Genomic DNA, 19,781 nt, shown 5'->3' on the forward strand with positions numbered 1-19,781 from the left:
CCCATCCCGTGCGATGCCTTTGCATCGCCTCTTCCCATCATGGAGTTCCAGTCGTGAACCGACGCCAATTTCTTGCCACCAGCGGCGCCACCGCCATCGCTGCGGCCACACCCCATGTTCTTGCGCAGGCCGGAAGTGCCGACGCGCGGTTCCGCGCAATGCTGGACCGGTTTTTCTATGAGCGCTTGGAATCATCTCCCGAAAGCGCCACGCGTCTTGGCCTGGACACGGGGCCTCGCGCGGCCTTGCGCGGGCAACTGAGCGATACGAGCGCAGCGGGCGTCGCCAAGGACATAGCGCGCGTAAAGGCCCAGGCGCAGCAGCTCGCCAGCTTCGATCGGTCAAAGCTCAGCGAAGCGAGCCAGCTTGATTATGATGTCCTGTCCTACCAGTTCGATCGGTCGCTGGGCGGCGAACAATTTGGCTATGGCGAAACCATGGGCCGCTATGCGCCCTATATCCTCTCGCAACTGACCGGCAGCTATCGCGAAATTCCCGATTTCCTGGATTCGCAGCATCGGGTGAAGGATGCGGCGGACGCCGACGCCTATCTGTCGCGTCTGGAGGCCTTTCCCGCAGCGATGGACGGCGAACTGGAGCGGCAAAAGGCGGACGCCGCCCGCGGTGTTTTCGCGCCCGACTATATTCTGGACACGACGATGAAGATGCAGGCCGCGCTGCGCGATCAGCCAGCGGCTGATACGGTTCTCGTCACGTCGTTTGTCAAGAAGCTCAAGGACGCGGGTCTGCCGCCGGACCGCGCCGCCCAGGCTGAAAAGATCGTGGCGGAAAGCATCTTTCCCGCCGTCGATCGCCAGCGTGCGCTGGTGCGCGATTTGCGTGCCAGGGCGGTGCATGACGCGGGCTGCTGGCGCCTGCCCGATGGCGAGCAATTCTATGCCAATGCGGCCGAAGCGGCGACAACCACGAAGCTGACCGGTGACGAAATTCACCGTATCGGTCTGGAGCAGGTCGCGCAGATCAGCGCCCGGATCGACGCGATCCTAAAAGGCGAGGGGATGAGCCAGGGCAGCGTCGGCGAGCGGCTGGTGGCGCTCAACAAGCGACCCGACCAGCTTTATCCCAACACCGATCCGGGGCGTGAAGCCTTGCTGGCGCAGCTCAATCGCCAGATCATCGCCATGAGCAAGCGCCTGCCCGAGGCCTTTTCCGCCAGGACGCTGCCCAAGGCGCCGGTCGAGGTGCGCCGCGTGCCAGTGACGATCCAGGCGGGCGCGCCGGGCGGCTATTATCAAAACGCCTCGCTCGACGGCTCGCGCCCGGCCATCTATTATATCAACCTGCGCGACACGTTCGATCGGCCCAAATTTGGCCTTGCGACGCTGACCCATCATGAAGCCGTGCCGGGCCATCATCTCCAGGTGTCGGTCGCGCTGGAATCGGATGCCATTCCGCTGATCCGGCGGCGTGGCGGCTATAGCGGCTATTCGGAAGGCTGGGCGCTCTACTCAGAACAACTGGCGGACGAAATGGGCATGTATGAAGGCGATCCGCTGGGCCAGGTCGGCTATCTGCAATCGCTGTTGTTCCGTGCGACCCGCCTGGTGGTTGACTCAGGGATGCACGCCAAGCGTTGGAGCCGCGAAAAAGCGACGGATTTCCTGATCGCCACGACCGGCATCGCGCGAGGCCGCAGCCAGGGTGAAATTGATCGCTACACCGTCTGGCCAGGGCAGGCATGCAGTTACAAGATCGGCCACACCGTCTGGAACGACCTGCGTGAAGACGTGAAACAGCATCAGGGCGCCGCCTTCGACATCAAGCAGTTTCATGAAGTGCTTACGCTGGGCGCGATGCCGCTCGACATATTGAAGCAGACCGTGCGCCGCCGCGCGGGCATCGCCTGATACTGGTGTTACCGGATGGAGCCTTGTGCCTGGCGAGGCTTCATCCGGTCATCCTTCCATGCGCGCAGCCGTTCAGGCGAAGCCCTCCATCAACTCAGCGGCGAAACGTCTCGGCGGCGGCACTGGCAAGCTGATCGGCGCGCTCATTTTCAGGATGGCCGGCATGGCCTTTCACCCATTTCCAGGTCATCTGGTGGCGGGCGGCCGCCTTGACCAGCTCCTGCCAAATCTCGACATTTTTCACCGGTTTGTTGTCGGCGGTCCGCCAGCCCCTTTTCTGCCAGCCGAACACCCATTTGGTGATGCCATCCATGACATATTTGCTGTCGGTGTAGAGCGTTACCGCGCATGGTTTCTTGAGCAGGTTCAGCGCTTCAAGCGCCGCCGTCATTTCCATGCGGTTGTTGGTTGTCTGTGCTTCGCCACCGGAGATTTCCTTTTCCGTGTCGCCAAAGCGCAACACCGCGCCCCAACCGCCAGGGCCCGGATTGCCCTTGCACGCGCCATCGGTGAAAATCTCGACCCGGGGGAGATCGCTCATGCGCCCAGCAACTCCGCTGCGTCCGCACGGGCGTAGAAATCCAGCCGGCGCAGATAGGCGGTGGGGTCCTTGCGCGTCACCAGCGCATCGGCGGGCGTATTGATCCAGTCATAGGCGCGCGTGAGCAGGAAACGCAGCGCCGCGCCGCGACACAGGGTCGGGAAGGCAGCCCGCTCAGCCTGCGTCAGGCCATGGGCCTCGCTGTAGCCCGCGCCCAGTGCCGCTGCCCGATCCCCAAACCAGGTCGCGCCATCATTGCTGAAGCACCAGGCGCTGTGCGTCACGGCAAGGTCATAGGCGCGAATGTCGGTGCAGCTGAAATAAAAGTCGATGAGGCCGGTCACATGATCGTCCAGCATCAGCACATTGTCAGGAAACAGGTCCGCATGGATCACCGATTGCGGCAGGTCTGCGGGCCAATGCGCATCCAACCAGGCGAGTTCGTCGCGTACCCGGTCAGCCAGCCCCGGCTCGATCTGGTCGAGATCGGCGCCGCAGCGTGCGGCCAGAGCGTGCCAGCCCGCCTTGTCCAGCCGGTTGGGGCGCTGCTGCGGAAATCCCTGCGCGGCCTTGTGCAATTCGCCCAGCGCCATGCCAGCGGCATGGGCCTGCGCCGCCGTCGGTTCCGTCACGCTGATGCCGGTGAGAAACTCTATCAGGCAGGCGGGGCGTCCGGCCAGATGCTGAAGCCGACGTCCTTCCCGATCGGCTATGAAGCGCGGCACGCGGCACCCGCGCGCGCCCAGATGGTCGAGCAGATCCATGAAAAAGGGGAGGTCCGCTTCGTCCACCCGCTTTTCATACAGCGTCAGGATGAAGCGCTGGCCCTCGCCATTGTCGCTGCTGCCGGTTGTTTCGAGCAGGTAATTGCTGTTCTCGACCCCTTCGGCGATGCCCTTGGCCGACACCAGCCGTCCGGCATCATAGCGGGCCAGAAAGACGTCGATGTCTTCGGCGGGGACATGCGTATAGACGGCCATGGTCGGTCAGCCTTGATCTTGATAGCGGGCAGGGGCGGGCGCGCGTAGTCGCGCCTCATGCATGGTCCAAGCCACGCGGAAGTTTGAAGGAAATGGTTTCCCGCGCCGTTTCGACCTGTTCTTCGGTCACGGCGTAGCGGGTGGCGATGCGGTCGACCACTTCGCGCACCAAGATTTCCGGCGCGGAGGCCCCGGCCGTCAGGCCCAATGTGCCGATCGACTCCAGCCAGTCAAAATCCACTTCGTCCGCGCGCTGGATCAGGCGGGCCGGCGTTCCTTCGCGTTCGGCGACTTCGACCAGGCGCAGCGAATTGGAACTGTTGGGCGCGCCGATGACGTAGAGCGCGTCGCACCGCCCGGCGATCGCCTTTACCGCAGTCTGGCGGTTCGACGTTGCATAGCAGATATCCTCTCCGCGCGGCGCGGCGATGGTGGGGAAACGCCGCTGCAAGGTCGCGACGATGGCGGCCGTGTCATCCACCGACAAGGTCGTCTGCGTCAGGAAGGCCAGATTGTCGGGATCGACGGGCACGAAGCGTTCCGCATCCTCGACCGTTTCGATCAAGGTCATCGAACCGTCCGGCACCTGCCCGAATGTGCCGATCACCTCAGGATGCCCCTTGTGGCCGATAAACAGGATGTGGCGGCCATTGTCGACCTGCCGCTCGGCCTGGCGATGCACTTTGCTGACCAGCGGACAGGTGGCGTCCAGATAGTCGAGGCCGCGCTCCTGCGCCTTTTCCGGCACCGCCTTGGGCACGCCATGGGCGGAAAAGACCACAGGCACGCCGTCAGGCACCTGATCCAGTTCTTCGACGAAGATCGCGCCCTTGGCCTTCAGGCTGTCCACGACATATTTGTTGTGGACGATTTCGTGGCGAACATAGACGGGCGCGCCATATTTCTCGATCGCGCGCTCGACGATGACGATGGCGCGGTCCACCCCCGCGCAAAAGCCGCGTGGCGCGGCGATCAACAGGGTCATCGGGCGAAGGGTATCTGGCGCATGCGTCATGCGCGTCGGCTTAGGCGAATGGCGCGGCGGAAGGAAGAGGGGGCATGCGAAAGCGGCTTGCTTGCAGTTGCGTGGCAGGCGGCGGATGGATAAGGAAGCGCAACACTTCCGGCCCCGCCAAGGAATATCTGCCTGTGAAAACTTCTTCGATCGCCCTGACCGCCATGCTGGCGCTCGCTCTGGCAGGCTGCTCGCGGCGTGGCGAAATCGATGCGACCGGCGGCATCGTCGCCGTGCGTTCGGCCTGCCCAACGGCGGCGATCCCGGCGCAAACCGGCGACATCACATTGTTCAATCCGGCAAACAGCACGGACGCTTCGGCGATCGACGTGGTGGCGAACATCACCGACCTGCGCTCCACCTGTGCGGATGGCGACCAGTTTTACACCGAGGCGACATTCACCGTGAACGCGCGCCGCACGGACGCCAACGGCGCGCGGCAGGTCGTGCTGCCCTATTTCTCGGCGGTCGTCCAAGGCGGCAGCGCCGTGGTTGCCAAGCGCATCGGTCAGGTGACGCTGGAATTCGCGCCGGGCCAGTATCGCGCCAGCGCGCAGGCGAAGGCCGGATCTTATGTGAACAAGAGCGCGGCCACCCTGCCGGCCGAAATTCAGCAGAAGATAACGCAAAAGCGCAAGGCCGGTGACGCCGATGCCGCGATCGATCCGTTCGCGCAGCCGGATGTCAAGGCTGCCTTGCAGCGGACCAGCTTTGAACTGCTCGTGGGTTTCAACCTGACCCAGGATCAGCTCCGATATAACGCGACCCGTTAAGGCGCGCTCAACTTTGATTTTCCCGTTCGTGCTGAGTAGGGACTGAGCGAAGCCGAAGGCCCGTATCGAAGCATCTGCGTCACCCAAATCCTTCGATACGCCATTTCGACTTCGCTCAATGGCTACTCAGGGCGAACGGATTTTTTGACGCAGGATTGTTGAATGTCCCTCTACACTCGTTTTACCGCCCATCTCGACGCCGTGCTCGACGCGCTGGAGGCCGAAGGCGTTCTGCCCGCCGGTCTTAATCGCAAACCTGTCACGGTCGAGCCGCCGCGCGATGCCAGCCATGGCGACTTGGCCACCAACGCCGCGATGGTTCTGGCCAAGCCGGCCGGCACCAATCCGCGCGCGCTTGCTGAGGCGATCGTCATGAAGTTGCAGGCGCTGGACGACGTGCAAAGCGCCGCCATCGCTGGCCCCGGCTTCATCAACATGACGCTGACGGACGCAACCTGGCGTGCGGAACTGGCGACGATCCATGCCGACGCGGCCGACTATGGGCGGTCCGACCTGGGGCAGGGCATCACCGTCAATGTCGAATATGTGTCGGCCAACCCCACCGGACCCATGCATATGGGGCATTGCCGGGGCGCGGTGGTGGGCGATGCGCTTGCGACGCTGCTCGAATATGCCGGGCACAAGGTGATCCGCGAATATTATATCAATGACGCGGGCGGTCAGGTCGATGTGCTCGCCCGGTCTGCGCATCTGCGCTACCGCGAGGCTCTGGGCGAGGATGTCGGCGCGATCCCCGAAGGCCTTTACCCCGGCGACTATCTGGTGCCGGTAGGGCAGGCGCTTGCCGCCGAATATGGCGACAGGTTCGTCGGCGCGCCGGAATCCGACTGGCTGGTGCCGTTCCGCACTTTTGCCGTGGCGAAGATGATGGACATGATCCGCAGCGACTTGGGCCTGCTGGGCATCCATCATGATATTTTTGAGTCGGAGGCGGAGTTGCAGGCGGCGGGCAAGCCCGATGAGGCGGAAGCCTGGCTGCGCGCGCATGACCTGGTTTATGACGGCGTGCTGGAAGCGCCCAAGGGCGAATTGCCCGATGATTGGGAGCCGGTGGAACTGCCGCTGTTCCGCTCGACCAAATTCGGCGACGATCAGGATCGGCCGATCAAGAAGTCCAATGGCAGCTGGACCTATTTCGGCGCCGACATGGCCTATCATTTTCAAAAGGCGCAGGCGGCGGACCAGCTGATCGACATTTGGGGCGCCGACCATGCCGGCACGGTCAAGCGTATCCAGGCCGCCGTCGCCGCGCTGACGGAAGGACGGGCGCGGTTCGACGTGAAGCTCATTCAGATGGTGCGCCTCCTGCGCGACGGCGAGCCGGTGAAGATGTCGAAACGCGCCGGCAATTTCGTGACGCTGGCGGACGTGGTGCGCGAAGTGGGCAAGGATGTCGTCCGTTTCACCATGCTGACGCGCAAGGCCGATGCGCAGATGGATTTCGATTTTGCCAAGGTGGTGGAGGCGTCGAAGGACAATCCGGTCTTCTACGTCCAATATGCCCATGCCCGGATTTCCTCGCTCGGACGGCGCGCTCAAGAGGCTGGAATTGATCTGCCCGCGCCTGACCTGTCCCTACTTGGGACGGCGGAACTCGGCCTGGTCAAGCTCGCCGCGCAATTCCCCCGTGTCGTCGAAGGGGCGGCACAGGCGCGCGAACCGCATAGAATTGCTTTTTATCTCAATGATCTGGCCTCGGCATTTCATGGCTGGTGGAATATGGGTAATGACGATCCGGGCGCGCGCGTGATCCGCGCCGACGATCCGGCGCTGACCGCTACGCGCCTTTCCCTGGCGCAGGGAATAGGGCAGATTATCCGCAACGGGCTGGCGCTGATGGGCGTGGCCGCGCTGACCGAAATGCAGTGATGGACGGGATATTCTGACGATGGGCGATTATGCGCGGGGCCGACTGGATCTGGACGACGACGATCGGCTGCCCTGGCTGGAACCGGCGATCGACGAAGAGGAGGAGCGGATTTCGCCGCTCCGCATGCTCGGCCTGATCCTGCTGGGCCTGCTGCTGATCGGCGGGGTCGTCGCCGGCATCTGGTGGGCGCAGAATCGCAATGGCGCAGGCGGCGCTGGCGAACTGATCGCCGCGCCCGAAGGCAATTACAAGATTCCGGCGAACGAAGCCGACGCCCGCAAATTTGCCGGCGAAGGCGACGCCAGCTTTGCCGCGAGCGAGGGCGTCGCGCGCGACGGGCGCATCGACCCCAGCCGCGTGCCCGAAGCGCCCATCACCGGCACCGCGCCCGCGCCGGTCAATGCCAAACCCTCCGTCGCGCCTAAGGCGGGGCAGAGCGTATCGGCTCCGGTCACGGACGAAACGTCGCAACAGGCCGCGCCGGTCAAACAGGCCAAGGCAGCGGGCGGGACGATCCAGCTGGGCGCTTATGGCAGCGCATCGGGGGCCAAGGACGCCTGGGGCCGCTTGTCAAAGCGGTTCGCCTATCTGGCGCCACTGGCGATGACGGTCGAATCGGCCGAGGTGGGCGGCGGCACCGTCTATCGCCTTCGCGCCAGCGCGGGCGCGCAGGCGAGCACTATCTGCGGCCGGTTGAAGGTAGCCGGGGAAAGCTGCCTGGTCGTCAACTGACAGGCAGGGGCGCCGGGGACGCACCGCCGGTTATGGTCGGTGCGTCATTTGCGCTTCGACAGGGTCAAGGGGTGGCGTTAGATATCCGCGCATGAAACCCGTCATCTTCGGCCTGTCCGGCGAAACCCTCACCCCCGACGAACGCGCCTTCTTTGCCGAGGCGGACCCGGCGGGCTACATCCTGTTCAAACGCAATATCGCCGACCGGGCGCAGGTTCGCGCGCTCACCGACGATCTGCGATCGCTCCATGGCCGTGACGACCTGCTCATCATGATCGACCAGGAGGGCGGGCGCGTCGCGCGAATGCAGGCTCCGGTCTGGCCCAGCTTTCCGTCTGGAGCGATCTTCGACCGGCTTTATGATGGCGCCCCGTCCAGCGCGATTGCCGCGGCCTACGCCAATGCCCATGCCATCGCGCTGACATTGGCGGAAGTCGGGATCACGGTCGACGCTCTGCCGCTGCTCGACGTACGGCAGGATGGGGCGAGCGACATCATGGGCGACCGCACGCTGGGGGCGGAGCCGATGCGCGTCGCCGCGCTGGGGCGCGCTGTGCTGGAAGGGCTGGCGGCTGGCGGCGTGGTCGGCATCGTCAAGCATATGCCCGGCCACGGCCGCGCGCTGGTGGACAGTCATCTGGAACTCCCGGTCGTCACCGCCGACGCGCAGGCGTTGGAAAGCGACCTGTCGCCCTTCCACACATTGCGAAGCGCGCCGATGGGGATGACGGCGCATGTCGTCTATACCGCCTGGGATGCCGACCGGCCCGCCAGCCTGTCGCCTGCGGTGATCGGCGGGATCATCCGGGAACGCATCGGCTTTGATGGCCTGTTGATGTCCGATGATCTCGACATGAAGGCGCTCAAAGGCTCGATCCCCGACCTCGCCGCCGGCGTCGTTGCGGCCGGATGTGATCTGGCGCTCAATTGCTGGGGGCGGATGGAGGATATGGTCGGCATCGCCGAAAAGCTGCCGGAGATGAGCGATCTGTCGCGCGCGCGGCTGGACCGTGCCATGGCTAGCGTCACGCGGGCAGGTGAACAGCCGCCGCTGGAGCAATTGCTGGCAACGCGCGATCAGCTGCTGGAGCCGGTGGCGGGTTGATTGGGCGGGAAGGGTGGACAGCCTGGTTCATGCCTCCCTTCGGGTCGCGGGAACGACGAAAGGGTAGGAAGCGGACCATATGTTTCATATCGTCATCCCCCGCGAAGGCGGGGATCCATATTCCCAGCACGGCACATAGGCTATAGTCGAGAGATGGATTCCCGCGTTCGCGGGAATGACGGGGTTGGGTGGATCGCGGACCGTTAGCTTTTAGAGATTATTGGCGAACGCTGACGTCGCTCGGAAAAAAATCGTTCGGCAACAATCGCCCGCTTGCGGATATTCAATGAGCGTGAAAGCCTGCCTTATGCAAATCCAAGTATTTGAGGGTGAGATGCTGGTCGGCACTGCCACTCTAAAGCATCTGGACCCGCCAATGGGCGTCGCCTTCGGGCCGTTTTCGCCTACTTCTGATTATAAGTCCAGTGTGCACGCAAACGTGGTTGAGGGCGACTATGGAGGCGATAGGGGCCTCGTATTAACCGCTATCACTGATCAGCACGGCTCTCTGGACGCCTCGATTGCCATTGAGGATTGGACTGATCCTGAAATTGGCAAGCAGTTGACGATGTTCTTTAAGGACGGGGAGAACTTCGCTGCTCTTTTCGCCGAACACCCGGATTACAGGGCATATTATCCGAACTTCGCCAATGGCAACTAATTACCAGATTTGACCGTCCGCCTTCGACTTGCCATCTGGATCAAAGGCCGCTTTCTGATTGCAGTCGCGCCACTCTCACCCACCCCCCGGTGCGTTATGCCCGCCGGCCGGCACCGGGCCGCCGCTGGGCGCATGGCCATTGTCGGGGTTGTTGTCCCAGTCGATGTGATAAAGGTCGAACCGCCGGTCGCGCAGGTTGCGCACCGTGCCTTCCGCCCGCGCCCAGCTGAGGTCGGCCAGGTTCACATCGGCCATGGTCAGCGTTTCGACATTTTCGGTCGATTCCGCCGCGATGCCATCCCGCGCGAAGGGCAGGTCGCAGGGCGTCAGGATGGCGCTCTGGGCATATTGGATGTCCATATTGTCGACATTGGGCAGATTACCGACATTGCCGGACATGACCACATAGCATTGGTTCTCGATCGCGCGAGCCTGCGCGCAATAGCGCACCCGCATATAGCCCAGGCGCGAATCGGTGCAGAAGGGGACGAAGATGATGCGTGCACCCTGGTCCACCAGCCGCCGTGCCAGTTCGGGAAATTCGCTGTCGTAACAGATGAGCACGCCGATCGGGCCGCAGTCGGTCTGGATGACGTCCAGGGAATCCCCGCCCTTGATGTTCCACCAGAAGGCTTCGTTCGGGGTAGGATGGATTTTTTCCTGCGTGTGGATCGACCCGTCGCGAAGCGCGACATAGGCTATGTTCTGAATGTCGCCATCCTCGGCGCGCGTCGGATGCGAACCACCGATGATGTTGATATTATATTCCAGCGCCATGCGCCCCAATTCCCGCGTCAGGCGCGGGGTGTAATTGGTGAGCTTGTCGATCGCCTCCATGGGTGACAGCTTCTTGGTTTCGAACGACAGCAGGGGCAGGGTGAACAGTTCCGGGAAGATGATGAAGTCAGACCGGTAATCCGCCGCCACATCCACGAAATATTCGATGTTGCGAATGAATTCGTCGAAATCCTCGACCGCACGCGCCTGCAACTGGCAGGTGGCGAGCCGGACGCTTTCCACCCCGCGCGGCACCCGCATTTCGGGCGCTTCGTCGGGGTCGACATATGGGTTGCGCCACACCAGATGCGCGGCATGGCCGTCCGATTGCTTGTCTTCGGGCAGGTAATTTTCCAGCACGCCCAGCGGCTCGAACTGGTTTTTCAGCTGAAAACTGATGACCTGGTCGCGCATCTTTCCCGTGACGACCTTGTCCAGATAGTCCTGCGGGCTGCCGGCGCGCCGCTTGGCCCTGGCATAGCCGGGCATGCGGCCGGCGATGACGATGCCGTGCAGGTCCAGTTCCTCGGCCAGTTCCTTGCGTTCGTCATAGAGCCGCTGGCCGATGCGCAGGCCCCGCAGCTTGGGATCGACCGCCATTTCATAGCCGTAAAGCCATTCGCCGGCCGCGCTATGGCGTGTGCCAAAGCCGTTGGCGGTGATTTCCTCCCAATCATGCCGGGCAAAGGCCATCGCCTTGCTGACGCGCATCGTCGCACAATAGCCAACCACCTTGCTGTCATAGAGCGCGACGAAGCAGCCATTGGGGAAATTGTTGATCTGCCCCCGGATCGTCGCCAGCGAATAATTGGGCATGCCCGGATAGGCGCGGGCGATCAGCCGCTGGATGCCCCGCACATCCGAAGGAACGGCCGCACGGACCTCAAGGCGCTTCTTGGCGGTGGTGGTCATGGTTTTTATCTCCGTTCGCCCTGAATAGGGGCTGGGCTTGTCGATGACCCGTATCGAAGGACCGTTTGCGCGAAGGCCCTTCGATACGCCACTTCGACTTCGCTCAGTGGCTACTCAGGACGAACGGCCTTGAGACGTGAGTCACAAAGAAAAAGGCGGCACCGGATGCCCGGCGCCGCCTCGTTCCGTTAGCGTATTGAAACCGCGGCGAGCGGGATCAGTTCCACTTGCCCATTTCGGTTTCCAGATTGACGCGGATCGCCTCGAAAAACTGCTCGGTGGTCATCCACGCCTGTTCCGGGCCGATCAGCAGCGCCAGATCCTTGGTCATCTTGCCGCTCTCCACGGTCTGGATGCAGACCTTTTCCAGCGTTTCGGCGAACTTCACGACATCGGGCGTGTCGTCGAACTTGCCGCGGAACTTAAGGCCGCCGGTCCAGGCGAAGATGGACGCGATCGGGTTGGTCGACGTCGCCTTGCCCTGCTGATGCTGGCGATAGTGGCGCGTCACGGTGCCGTGCGCGGCTTCGGCCTCGACCGTCTTGCCATCGGGGGAGAGCAGGACGGAGGTCATGAGGCCAAGGCTGCCGAAGCCCTGCGCCACCTGGTCCGACTGGACGTCGCCGTCGTAATTTTTGCACGCCCAAACAAACTCGCCGCTCCACTTGAGCGCGGAGGCGACCATGTCGTCGATCAGGCGATGCTCATAGACGATGCCGGCGTCCTTGAACTTCTGGTCGAAGCCTTCGGTTTCGAACACCTCCTGGAACAGATCCTTGAAGCGACCGTCATAGGCCTTGAGGATGGTGTTCTTGGTCGACAGGTAGACCGGCCATTTGAGGTTCAAGCCATAGTTGAACGAGGCGCGGGCGAAGTCGCGGATCGAATCGTCAAGGTTGTACATGGCCATGGCGACGCCCGAACCGGGGAAGTCGAAAACTTCGCGGTCGATCGTCTCGCCATTCTCGCCTTCGAACACCAGGCGCAGCTTGCCGGCGCCCGGCACCTTGAAATCGGTCGCGCGATACTGATCGCCAAAGGCATGACGGCCGACCACGATCGGCTTGGTCCAGCCGGGAATCAGGCGCGGGACGTTGGAAATCACGATCGGCTCGCGGAAGACGACGCCGCCCAGGATGTTGCGGATCGTCCCGTTGGGCGACTTCCACATCTGCTTCAGGTTGAATTCCTCGACACGCGCTTCGTCGGGCGTGATGGTGGCGCATTTCACGCCCACGCCATATTGCTTGATCGCGTTGGCGGAATCGATGGTGATCTGGTCGTTGGTTTCGTCGCGCTTCTCGACCGACAGGTCATAATATTTAAGGTCGATGTCGAGATAGGGGAGGATCAGACGCTCGCGGATCCATTCCCAGATGATCCGGGTCATTTCATCGCCGTCAATCTCGACGACGGGGTTCTTCACCTTGATCTTCGCCATAGCGCGTCTTCGCTTTCTTCTCTCGGGTGGAATTTGCCATCGCCCTAGGCAAAGCGGCGGCAATGTTCAACTGCGGAAGCCGCGCAAGCGCATGCCGGGAGCCATAGGCGGCATCGGTCGTTGTCAGCGCATCAGTCTCTGCCTAAGACGAGTCCATGGAAAATAACGAAATCACGATCGCCGCTGGCGGCAATGTCAAATGGCGTTGGCCATCGGTCCACCCCGAAGGCATGAAGTTCGGCCTGATTGCCGCGGCGATCACCGCAGTGCTGTTTCTGGTCGGCTGGGACGTTGTCGGTTGGCTGATGCTGATGGTGACGATCTGGGTTTTCGCCTTTTTCCGCGATCCCGTGCGCGCCGTGCCGCAGGATGAAGGCGCGATCATCGCGCCGGCCGATGGCCTTGTCACACTGATCCAGCGGGTTCCGCCGCCGCGCGAGATGGCAGGGGTCGACGGCCTTGGCGATCAGCCGCTCATTCGCGTGTCGATTTTCATGAGCGTGTTCGACGTGCATATCAACCGCACGCCGATCGGCGGGACGATCAAGTCGGTGGTCTATATTTCGGGCAAGTTCCTGAACGCTGATCTCGACAAGGCGAGCGAGGATAATGAGCGGCAGCATATATTGGTGGAGCGGCATGACGGGCTGCGCATCGGATTCACGCAGATTGCGGGTCTGGTGGCGCGTCGCATCGTGCCCTTCGTCAAGCCGGGCGACATGGTGGCCGCAGGCCAGCGTATCGGCCTTATTCGCTTCGGCAGCAGGGTGGACGTCTATTTGCCCGCCGGCACCGCGCCGCGCGTGATCCTGGGGCAGCGAACCGTGGCTGGTGAAACCATCCTGGGACAAATTGGGGACGCGCGCGTCGTGCCGGGAATTCAGCAGTGATGGCGGGCCGATCATGAGCCGTCAGCGTCGCGCCATTCCGCGCGGATTGCGTCGCGGCATCACGCTGCGCATGGTGGCGCCCAATGCCGTCACCGCCATGGCGCTTTGCTTCGGGCTGACGGGGGTGCGCTACGGCATCTCCGGCGAATGGGAGCGGGCCGTATTGTCGATCCTGTTCGCCGGCGTATTGGATGGGCTGGACGGACGGATCGCCCGGCTGCTGCGCGGAGAGAGCCGGTTCGGCGCGGAACTCGATTCCCTGTCGGACTCGATCGCCTTCGGCGTTGCGCCAGCGCTGATCCTCTATCTCTGGTCGCTGCACGCCATGCCGAAATTTGGATGGATTTTCGCGCTGGCTCACGCCCTGTCCTGTGCGCTGCGGCTCGCCCGTTTCAACGCGAATATCGATGCGGATGAACAGCCGCACAAATCGGCGGGCTTTTTGACGGGTGTGCCCGCGCCGGCGGGGGCGGGGCTCGCCTTCGTGCCGCTTTATCTCTGGCTGGTGACAGGCGCCGACATTTTTCGGGCCTGGTATATTGTCGCACCGTGGACGGCGTTCACGGCATTCCTGATGATATCCAGCATCGCGACTTATAGCTGGTCCGCCTTGCGCCTTCGCAAACGCATCCGGCTGGAGGCCATCGCGGTAGCCGGCCTGCTGGCGGCGTTGCTCGTTACCGATCCCTGGCTGACATTATTGATCCTGTGTGCGGGATATGTCGCGCTCATCCCCTTTGGCGTCCTATCCTATGCCCGCGTCAGGAAACAGCGGGACGCCGCTGCGTCAGTGTGAAGATCACGCCGCCGACAGGGGAGCCTGCGTCGGCGAGGGTGCGCCTGCCGCGCGCAGACGATGCGTCATGCGCGGACGACTGACGCGAATATGATAGACTTGCGGCGTCTGAGGGATGGGCTGAAACAGAAGGGCCGCAACCATCTTGTCATGATAGGCTGCGAACATCCAGGCGATGGTTCCGGCAGCCAGCAGGAATGCGGCGGAAAACAAGGTTGCGGCAACAAGCGTGAACATGATCGTCACTTTCTGTCTTGCCATTTGCACGGCATGTCTCACTATGACGGGTTGAACGGCCTTTAACCGTATTTGTTCCGTCTGTTCTCCTTATGTTCCTGTGTTGGGCGGTTGTCAACCCTTGCCTTTCGGACGCCTGACGTATAAAGGCGCGCCCATTCCACATGGGAATCACCATATCCGGTGCCAGACCGGCCTTTCAGGCCGTGCGACGGTTCCCGATTCCCAGAGGTAGCAACCGGAAGGAGAAAGATTATGGCGACCCCTGTCGTCAGCATGCACCAATTGATCGAGGCTGGCGCCCATTTCGGCCACCAGACCCACCGCTGGAATCCGCGCATGAAGCCGTACATCTTCGGCGAGCGCAACGGCATCCACATCCTTGACCTCAGCCAGACCGTGCCGCTCTTCGGCCGTGCGCTCGACTTCGTGTCGGCGACCGTCGCAGCCGGCGGCAAGGTGCTGTTCGTGGGCACCAAGCGCCAGGCGCAGGATCCGATCGCGGACGCCGCGCGCAAGTCGGGCCAGCATTTCGTCAACCATCGCTGGCTGGGCGGTATGCTCACCAACTGGAAGACGATTTCGGGTTCGATCAAGCGCCTGAAGACCCTTGAGGAAAAGCTGTCGGGCGACACCCACGGCTTCACCAAGAAGGAAGTGCTCCAGATGACGCGCGAGCGCGAGAAGCTGGAACTTTCGCTGGGCGGCATCCGCGACATGAACGGCATCCCCGATGTCATGTTCGTGATCGACGCCAACAAGGAAGAGCTGGCGATCAAGGAAGCCAACACGCTGGGCATCCCGGTCGTCGCGATCCTCGATTCGAACGTCTCGCCTGACGGCATCGCTTTCCCGGTTCCGGCGAATGATGACGCCAGCCGCGCGATCCGCCTCTATTGCGAAGCCGTCGCCGCCGCCGCCACCAAGGGCAACCGTGGTGCGCAGCAGGCGTCGGGCGTCGATATCGGCGCTCTGGACGAGCCCGAAGTCGAGCAGGTTGCCGCCGAAGCCTAAGAGCGTCGCGCAACTGCAAACATGACAGGCTAGGGCGCGCTCCACCGGAACGCGCCCTAGTGTGCATCTAAATACCGCTTGTTTGAAACATCGAAACTTAGGAGCCGAAACATGGCCGAGATTACCGCTGCCGCCGTCAAGGAACTGCGCGACCGTTCGGGCGCGGGCATGATGGATTGCAAGAAGGCGCTCACCGAAGCCAATGGCGACTTGGAAGCCGCGACCGACTGGCTGCGCGCCAAGGGCCTGGCCGCCGCGCAGAAGAAGTCCAGCCGCACCGCGGCGGAAGGTCTGGTCGGCGTCGCCGTCGCCGGCACCAAGGGCGTTGCTGTTGAAGTGAACAGCGAAACCGACTTCGTCGCCAAGAATGACCAGTTCCAGGATTTCGTCCGCACCGTCGCCACGGTTGCGCTCGAAACCGGCGCTGCCGACGCCGAAGCGCTGTCCAGCGCCGCTTACCCCGGCGGCGGCACCGTCAATGAAAAGCTGGTGTCGAACATCGCCACCATCGGCGAAAACCAGAATGTCCGTCGCGTCGGCCATGTCGAAGTGAGTCAGGGCGTCGTCGTCCCTTACGTCCACAATGCCGCTGCGCCCGGCTTGGGCAAGATCGGCGTGCTGGTCGCGCTGGAAGGCGATGCGCCGGCCGACGTCATGGAGCCGCTCGGCAAGCAGCTGGCGATGCACATCGCCGCCGCTTTCCCGCTGGCGCTGTCGGCCGACGATATCGATCCGGCCCTGCTGGAGCGCGAGCGGGCCATCGCGGCTGAAAAGGCGGCGGAAAGCGGCAAGCCCGCCGAAATCGTCGCCAAGATGGTCGACGGCGCGGTCGCCAAGTTCGCCAAGGAACAGGCGCTGCTCAGCCAGCTGTTCGTGATGGACAACAAGACCCCGGTGGTTGACGTCGTTGCCAAGGCAGCCAAGGATGCCGGCGCGACCATCACACTGAAATCCTATGTCCGCTTCCAGCTCGGCGAAGGCATCGAGAAGGAAGTCAGCGACTTCGCCGCCGAAGTGGCTGCCGCCGCCGGCGTCTGAGCCGCCGTTTCGCAGTGATATGGTAAAGGGGGGAGCGGCCGCAGGGTCGCTCCTCTTTTCACATGTGATGGGCAGGCGTTATTGACGTCCCCTGGCCCGTCCGGCGGGGATAAGCTGCTTGCCAGCAACAATCGCCCTTCCCATTGCGGCCCGGCCCTTCTAATGTCTGGCCGCTTCCCTAAACCCGAACCAAGGATTCTCGCCTCGCATGACCCGGCCCGCCTACAAGCGCATCCTGCTGAAATTGTCCGGCGAAGTGCTGATGGGGCAGGGGCAGTTCGGCATTGAGCCGGAAACGGTCGCGCGCGTCGCGGGCGAAATCGCGGCGGCGAAGGATGCGGGTTTCGAAATCTGCGTGGTCGTCGGCGGCGGCAATATTTTCCGTGGCCTCGCTGGTGCGGCCAAGGGCTTCGACCGGGCAAGCGCCGACTATATGGGCATGCTCGCCACGGTCATGAACGCGCTTGCCGTTCAGAATGCGTTGGAAAAACTGGGCTATGACACGCGCGTCCAGTCCGCCATTCCGATGGCCAGCGTGTGCGAACCCTATATCCGGCGCAAGGCCGAGCGGCATATGGAAAAGGGCCGGATCGTGATCTTCGCCGCCGGCACCGGCAGCCCTTTCTTCACCACAGACACCACCGCAGCGTTGCGCGCGGCCGAGATGAATTGCGATGCGCTGTTCAAGGGGACCAGCGTCGACGGCATCTACAATGCCGATCCCAAGAAGGTTGCCGACGCCACCCGCTATGACAGCATCGGCTTCGACCAGGTGCTCAATGACAATCTCAAGGTGATGGACGCCAGCGCCATCGCCCTGTGCCGCGAAAATAATATCCCCATCGTCGTCTTCAACATCCGCGAGACCGGCAATCTGGCCAAGGTGCTGGCGGGCGAAGGCGTGGCGACGATCGTGCAAAATCAGGAGCGTTGAAGACCCATGCCGCAATATGACAAAGCCGATCTGGAACGCCGCATGGCGGGCGCCGTTGAATCGCTCAAGGGCGACCTGACTGGCCTGCGCACCGGCCGCGCCAACGTGCAACTGCTCGATCCCGTGACGGTCGAAGTCTATGGCGCGCATATGCCGCTCAACCAGGTCGCGACCGTGTCGGCGCCCGAACCGCGCATGTTGTCGGTGCAGGTGTGGGACAAGAGCAATGTCGGCCCGTGCGACAAGGCGATCCGCTCGGCGGGCCTGGGCCTCAACCCGATCGTCGACGGACAGACGCTGCGCCTGCCGATCCCGGATCTCACTGAAGAGCGCCGCAAGGAACTGGCCAAACTGGCCAGCAAATATGCCGAAGGCGCTCGCGTCGCCGTGCGCAACGTCCGCCGCGACGGCATGGACAGCTTGAAGACCGATGAAAAGAAGGGCGAAATCAGCGAGGATGAGCGTAAGCGGTTGGAAACCGAAGTGCAGAAACTGACGGATTCCACCATCGTTGATATCGATGCGATGACTAGCGCGAAGGAAAAGGAAATTCTCGGCCAGTAAGCCGGGGCTTTCCTTTCGCGGCCAACGCACGCATTGTCTTCCTGATGGCCACACACGCCCAGTCCAACCTGTCCAGCATCGCGTCAGCCGATGGCGCCCGCGCCGTCGATGGCGTGGCCGCGCCGTCATCGGGACCGCGCCACGTCGCCATCATCATGGACGGCAATGGGCGTTGGGCGAAAAAGCGTCTGCTGCCACGGATCGCCGGGCATCGCGCGGGGGTGGAGGCGGTGCGCCGGGTCGCGCGCGCCGCGCAGGACATGGGCCTGGAATGCCTGACGCTCTACGCCTTTTCGTCGGAAAACTGGAAACGACCGGCGAGCGAAGTGGCCGACCTGATGGGACTGTTGCAGCATTTCATCCAGAGCGATATTGACGAATTTCACGCAAATGGCGTGCGGTTGAAGGTCATCGGGGATTATCGTGCGCTCGATCCCTCGCTGGTGACGCTGATCGAAGGCGCGATGGCGCGCACCGCCGGCAATAGCGGCCCGGTCATCGCGATCGCGCTCAACTATGGCGCGCAGGACGAAATGGTGCGCGCGGCGCAGCGTATCGCGCAGAAGGTGGCGCGCGGCGAACTGGTCGCGAGCGATATCGGCATTGCCGACATCGACGGCGAACTGGACACATCAGGACTGCCTCCGCTCGACCTGCTCATCCGGACGTCTGGCGAATTGCGGCTCAGTAACTTCATGCTCTGGCAGGCAGCCTATGCCGAACTTTATTTCACGGACCTGCTCTGGCCCGATTTCGACGGTCAGGCGCTTGGTCAGGCGCTGGACGCCTTTCGCATGAGGGACCGCCGCTTTGGCGGGTTGTAACTGATGGTCAGCGACCTTCGGACCCGGACCATTGTTGGCGTCGCGCTGATTGCGATGGCGCTGGGCGCTTTGCTGGCCGGCGGAATTATTTTCTGGCTTCTGCTGGTGGTTGCGGGCGTACTGATGCAGGGCGAGTGGGGGGATCTGACCCGCGCCACCGCAGAGCAGCGCAAGGCCGCAATGTTCTCCATATCCATTCCCCTGGCGCTGCTGTGCCCGTTGGCGGCCGGTATTGATTGGCCCGTGCTGATCGCCGGGGCAGCGGCCTTCTTCTTCATCGCCTTCACCAGCCGCAATATCGTGCTGGCTCTAGGTGTCCCCTATATCTGCATTCCCGTCACCGCCCTTTTGTTCCTGCGGGGTCAGCCGCCCTATGCTTATGGCTTGCTGCTCGCCTTCTGGGCGCTCGGGCTGGTGTGGGCGACCGATATCGGCGCCTATTTTGCGGGACGGTCGATCGGTGGGCCAAAGCTGGCGCCGCGGATCAGCCCGTCCAAGACTTGGTCGGGCCTCGCGGGCGGCGTGCTGGCGGCGCTGATGCTGGGTTTTCTTTTGCACCGTTTTGCCGGCCTGCCGATCCAGCTGGCGGCGGCGAGCGGACTGCTGGCGGTCGCGGCGCAATTGGGTGATCTGCTGGAAAGCGCGATGAAGCGCCGCGCCGGGGTCAAGGACAGCGGCACGATGCTGCCCGGCCATGGCGGCGTGCTGGACCGGCTGGACGGGGTGGTTGCTGCGGCACCCCTGGCGGCGCTGTGCTACATCCTTCTGGCGCAGGCTGTTTGAGCGGC

Annotated in this window: 20 protein-coding genes; 14 read left to right on the forward strand and 6 right to left on the reverse strand. The window is 63.0% G+C overall.

Going from position 1 to position 19,781, the window contains the following annotated elements; genetic code table 11:
• The first annotated feature begins 53 nt into the window (after window positions 1-53).
• Window positions 54-1,868: a DUF885 domain-containing protein gene (locus SAB01S_RS06570; protein WP_062732275.1), complete on the forward strand. Its 1,815-nt coding sequence runs from the start codon at window positions 54-56 to the stop codon at window positions 1,866-1,868.
• Between the two features lie 94 nt (window positions 1,869-1,962).
• Here the strand turns inward: SAB01S_RS06570 and rnhA are convergent, their stop codons facing one another.
• The 3 genes from rnhA to ispH are packed head-to-tail and all read right to left on the reverse strand — an operon-like array spanning window position 1,963 to window position 4,404.
• Window positions 1,963-2,409, reverse strand: coding sequence for a ribonuclease HI (gene rnhA / locus SAB01S_RS06575; RefSeq protein ID WP_062732276.1), 447 nt, complete (start codon window positions 2,407-2,409; stop codon window positions 1,963-1,965).
• A complete protein-coding gene (gene thrB, locus SAB01S_RS06580) occupies window positions 2,406-3,389 on the reverse strand; it encodes a homoserine kinase (protein ID WP_062732277.1) in 984 nt (327 codons plus the stop codon). The genes rnhA and thrB overlap by 4 nt, the downstream gene beginning before the upstream one ends.
• A gap of 55 nt (window positions 3,390-3,444) precedes the next feature.
• Window positions 3,445-4,404 (reverse strand): 4-hydroxy-3-methylbut-2-enyl diphosphate reductase, encoded by a 960-nt coding sequence (ispH, locus tag SAB01S_RS06585; RefSeq protein WP_062732278.1) that lies wholly within the window; start codon window positions 4,402-4,404, stop codon window positions 3,445-3,447.
• A gap of 164 nt (window positions 4,405-4,568) precedes the next feature.
• Between ispH and SAB01S_RS06590 the strand changes: the two genes are divergently transcribed.
• From SAB01S_RS06590 to SAB01S_RS06610, 5 genes are all read left to right on the forward strand, one after another.
• Entirely contained in the window at window positions 4,569-5,177 is a 609-nt protein-coding gene (locus SAB01S_RS06590) for a hypothetical protein (RefSeq protein WP_062732375.1), read from the forward strand.
• A gap of 162 nt (window positions 5,178-5,339) precedes the next feature.
• Window positions 5,340-7,067, forward strand: a complete 1,728-nt coding sequence (gene argS / locus SAB01S_RS06595; protein WP_062732279.1) for an arginine--tRNA ligase — start codon at window positions 5,340-5,342, stop codon at window positions 7,065-7,067.
• Window positions 7,068-7,086: 19 nt separating this feature from the next.
• Complete coding sequence (locus SAB01S_RS06600) at window positions 7,087-7,800, forward strand: SPOR domain-containing protein (RefSeq protein ID WP_062732280.1); 714 nt, start codon at window positions 7,087-7,089, stop codon at window positions 7,798-7,800.
• Between the two features lie 91 nt (window positions 7,801-7,891).
• Entirely contained in the window at window positions 7,892-8,905 is a 1,014-nt protein-coding gene (gene nagZ, locus SAB01S_RS06605) for a beta-N-acetylhexosaminidase (protein WP_062732281.1), read from the forward strand.
• Window positions 8,906-9,191: 286 nt separating this feature from the next.
• Window positions 9,192-9,566, forward strand: coding sequence for a hypothetical protein (locus tag SAB01S_RS06610; RefSeq protein WP_062732282.1), 375 nt, complete (start codon window positions 9,192-9,194; stop codon window positions 9,564-9,566).
• Window positions 9,567-9,641: 75 nt separating this feature from the next.
• Here SAB01S_RS06610 and SAB01S_RS06615 read toward each other — a convergent pair whose 3' ends face one another.
• Window positions 9,642-11,255, reverse strand: a complete 1,614-nt coding sequence (locus SAB01S_RS06615) for a bifunctional GNAT family N-acetyltransferase/carbon-nitrogen hydrolase family protein (RefSeq protein WP_062732283.1) — start codon at window positions 11,253-11,255, stop codon at window positions 9,642-9,644.
• Window positions 11,256-11,472: 217 nt separating this feature from the next.
• On the reverse strand, window positions 11,473-12,696 hold the full coding sequence (locus SAB01S_RS06620) for an NADP-dependent isocitrate dehydrogenase (RefSeq protein ID WP_062732284.1): 1,224 nt from the start codon (window positions 12,694-12,696) through the stop codon (window positions 11,473-11,475).
• 155 nt (window positions 12,697-12,851) lie between these two features.
• Between SAB01S_RS06620 and SAB01S_RS06625 the strand changes: the two genes are divergently transcribed.
• Window positions 12,852-13,586, forward strand: a complete 735-nt coding sequence (locus SAB01S_RS06625; RefSeq protein WP_062732285.1) for a phosphatidylserine decarboxylase — start codon at window positions 12,852-12,854, stop codon at window positions 13,584-13,586.
• 70 nt (window positions 13,587-13,656) lie between these two features.
• Window positions 13,657-14,382, forward strand: a complete 726-nt coding sequence (locus SAB01S_RS06630) for a CDP-alcohol phosphatidyltransferase family protein (protein WP_062732376.1) — start codon at window positions 13,657-13,659, stop codon at window positions 14,380-14,382.
• A gap of 3 nt (window positions 14,383-14,385) precedes the next feature.
• Here the strand turns inward: SAB01S_RS06630 and SAB01S_RS06635 are convergent, their stop codons facing one another.
• The gene (locus tag SAB01S_RS06635) at window positions 14,386-14,619 is read right to left on the reverse strand and encodes a hypothetical protein (protein WP_062732286.1); all 234 of its coding nucleotides are present in this window, start codon (window positions 14,617-14,619) and stop codon (window positions 14,386-14,388) included.
• Window positions 14,620-14,874: 255 nt separating this feature from the next.
• Here SAB01S_RS06635 and rpsB point away from each other — a divergent pair, with 255 nt between their 5' ends.
• The 6 genes from rpsB to SAB01S_RS06665 all read left to right on the forward strand — a co-directional run bounded on the left by rpsB (window position 14,875) and on the right by SAB01S_RS06665 (window position 19,776).
• Complete coding sequence (rpsB, locus tag SAB01S_RS06640) at window positions 14,875-15,633, forward strand: 30S ribosomal protein S2 (protein WP_009822321.1); 759 nt, start codon at window positions 14,875-14,877, stop codon at window positions 15,631-15,633.
• Window positions 15,634-15,744: 111 nt separating this feature from the next.
• Window positions 15,745-16,671, forward strand: a complete 927-nt coding sequence (tsf, locus tag SAB01S_RS06645) for a translation elongation factor Ts (RefSeq protein ID WP_062732287.1) — start codon at window positions 15,745-15,747, stop codon at window positions 16,669-16,671.
• A 208-nt stretch (window positions 16,672-16,879) separates the two neighbouring features.
• A complete protein-coding gene (gene pyrH, locus SAB01S_RS06650; protein ID WP_062732288.1) occupies window positions 16,880-17,605 on the forward strand; it encodes a UMP kinase in 726 nt (241 codons plus the stop codon).
• A gap of 6 nt (window positions 17,606-17,611) precedes the next feature.
• Entirely contained in the window at window positions 17,612-18,169 is a 558-nt protein-coding gene (gene frr, locus SAB01S_RS06655; protein ID WP_062732289.1) for a ribosome recycling factor, read from the forward strand.
• A 44-nt stretch (window positions 18,170-18,213) separates the two neighbouring features.
• A complete protein-coding gene (gene uppS, locus SAB01S_RS06660; protein ID WP_062732290.1) occupies window positions 18,214-18,993 on the forward strand; it encodes an undecaprenyl pyrophosphate synthase in 780 nt (259 codons plus the stop codon).
• Window positions 18,994-18,996: 3 nt separating this feature from the next.
• Window positions 18,997-19,776: a phosphatidate cytidylyltransferase gene (locus SAB01S_RS06665; RefSeq protein ID WP_062732291.1), complete on the forward strand. Its 780-nt coding sequence runs from the start codon at window positions 18,997-18,999 to the stop codon at window positions 19,774-19,776.
• Window positions 19,777-19,781: the final 5 nt, after the last annotated feature.

This window comes from Sphingobium abikonense NBRC 16140 (genome assembly GCF_001598335.1).
Taxonomy (GTDB): domain Bacteria; phylum Pseudomonadota; class Alphaproteobacteria; order Sphingomonadales; family Sphingomonadaceae; genus Sphingobium; species Sphingobium abikonense.

Excerpts from the sequence above, each read along its gene's own strand:
- tsf (WP_062732287.1), top strand. The coding sequence starts at position 15,745 with ATGGCCGAGATTACCGCTGCCGCCGTCAAGGAACTGCGCGACCGTTCG.
- nagZ (WP_062732281.1), top strand. The coding sequence starts at position 7,892 with ATGAAACCCGTCATCTTCGGCCTGTCCGGCGAAACCCTCACCCCCGAC.
- SAB01S_RS06630 (WP_062732376.1), top strand. The coding sequence starts at position 13,657 with ATGGTGGCGCCCAATGCCGTCACCGCCATGGCGCTTTGCTTCGGGCTG.
- thrB (WP_062732277.1), bottom strand. The coding sequence starts at position 3,389 with ATGGCCGTCTATACGCATGTCCCCGCCGAAGACATCGACGTCTTTCTG.
- rpsB (WP_009822321.1), top strand. The coding sequence starts at position 14,875 with ATGGCGACCCCTGTCGTCAGCATGCACCAATTGATCGAGGCTGGCGCC.
- SAB01S_RS06665 (WP_062732291.1), top strand. The coding sequence starts at position 18,997 with ATGGTCAGCGACCTTCGGACCCGGACCATTGTTGGCGTCGCGCTGATT.
- ispH (WP_062732278.1), bottom strand. The coding sequence starts at position 4,404 with ATGACGCATGCGCCAGATACCCTTCGCCCGATGACCCTGTTGATCGCC.
- SAB01S_RS06600 (WP_062732280.1), top strand. The coding sequence starts at position 7,087 with ATGGGCGATTATGCGCGGGGCCGACTGGATCTGGACGACGACGATCGG.
- rnhA (WP_062732276.1), bottom strand. The coding sequence starts at position 2,409 with ATGAGCGATCTCCCCCGGGTCGAGATTTTCACCGATGGCGCGTGCAAG.
- SAB01S_RS06625 (WP_062732285.1), top strand. The coding sequence starts at position 12,852 with ATGGAAAATAACGAAATCACGATCGCCGCTGGCGGCAATGTCAAATGG.
- SAB01S_RS06610 (WP_062732282.1), top strand. The coding sequence starts at position 9,192 with ATGAGCGTGAAAGCCTGCCTTATGCAAATCCAAGTATTTGAGGGTGAG.
- SAB01S_RS06620 (WP_062732284.1), bottom strand. The coding sequence starts at position 12,696 with ATGGCGAAGATCAAGGTGAAGAACCCCGTCGTCGAGATTGACGGCGAT.
- frr (WP_062732289.1), top strand. The coding sequence starts at position 17,612 with ATGCCGCAATATGACAAAGCCGATCTGGAACGCCGCATGGCGGGCGCC.
- uppS (WP_062732290.1), top strand. The coding sequence starts at position 18,214 with ATGGCCACACACGCCCAGTCCAACCTGTCCAGCATCGCGTCAGCCGAT.
- SAB01S_RS06590 (WP_062732375.1), top strand. The coding sequence starts at position 4,569 with ATGCTGGCGCTCGCTCTGGCAGGCTGCTCGCGGCGTGGCGAAATCGAT.
- pyrH (WP_062732288.1), top strand. The coding sequence starts at position 16,880 with ATGACCCGGCCCGCCTACAAGCGCATCCTGCTGAAATTGTCCGGCGAA.
- SAB01S_RS06635 (WP_062732286.1), bottom strand. The coding sequence starts at position 14,619 with ATGTTCACGCTTGTTGCCGCAACCTTGTTTTCCGCCGCATTCCTGCTG.
- argS (WP_062732279.1), top strand. The coding sequence starts at position 5,340 with ATGTCCCTCTACACTCGTTTTACCGCCCATCTCGACGCCGTGCTCGAC.
- SAB01S_RS06615 (WP_062732283.1), bottom strand. The coding sequence starts at position 11,255 with ATGACCACCACCGCCAAGAAGCGCCTTGAGGTCCGTGCGGCCGTTCCT.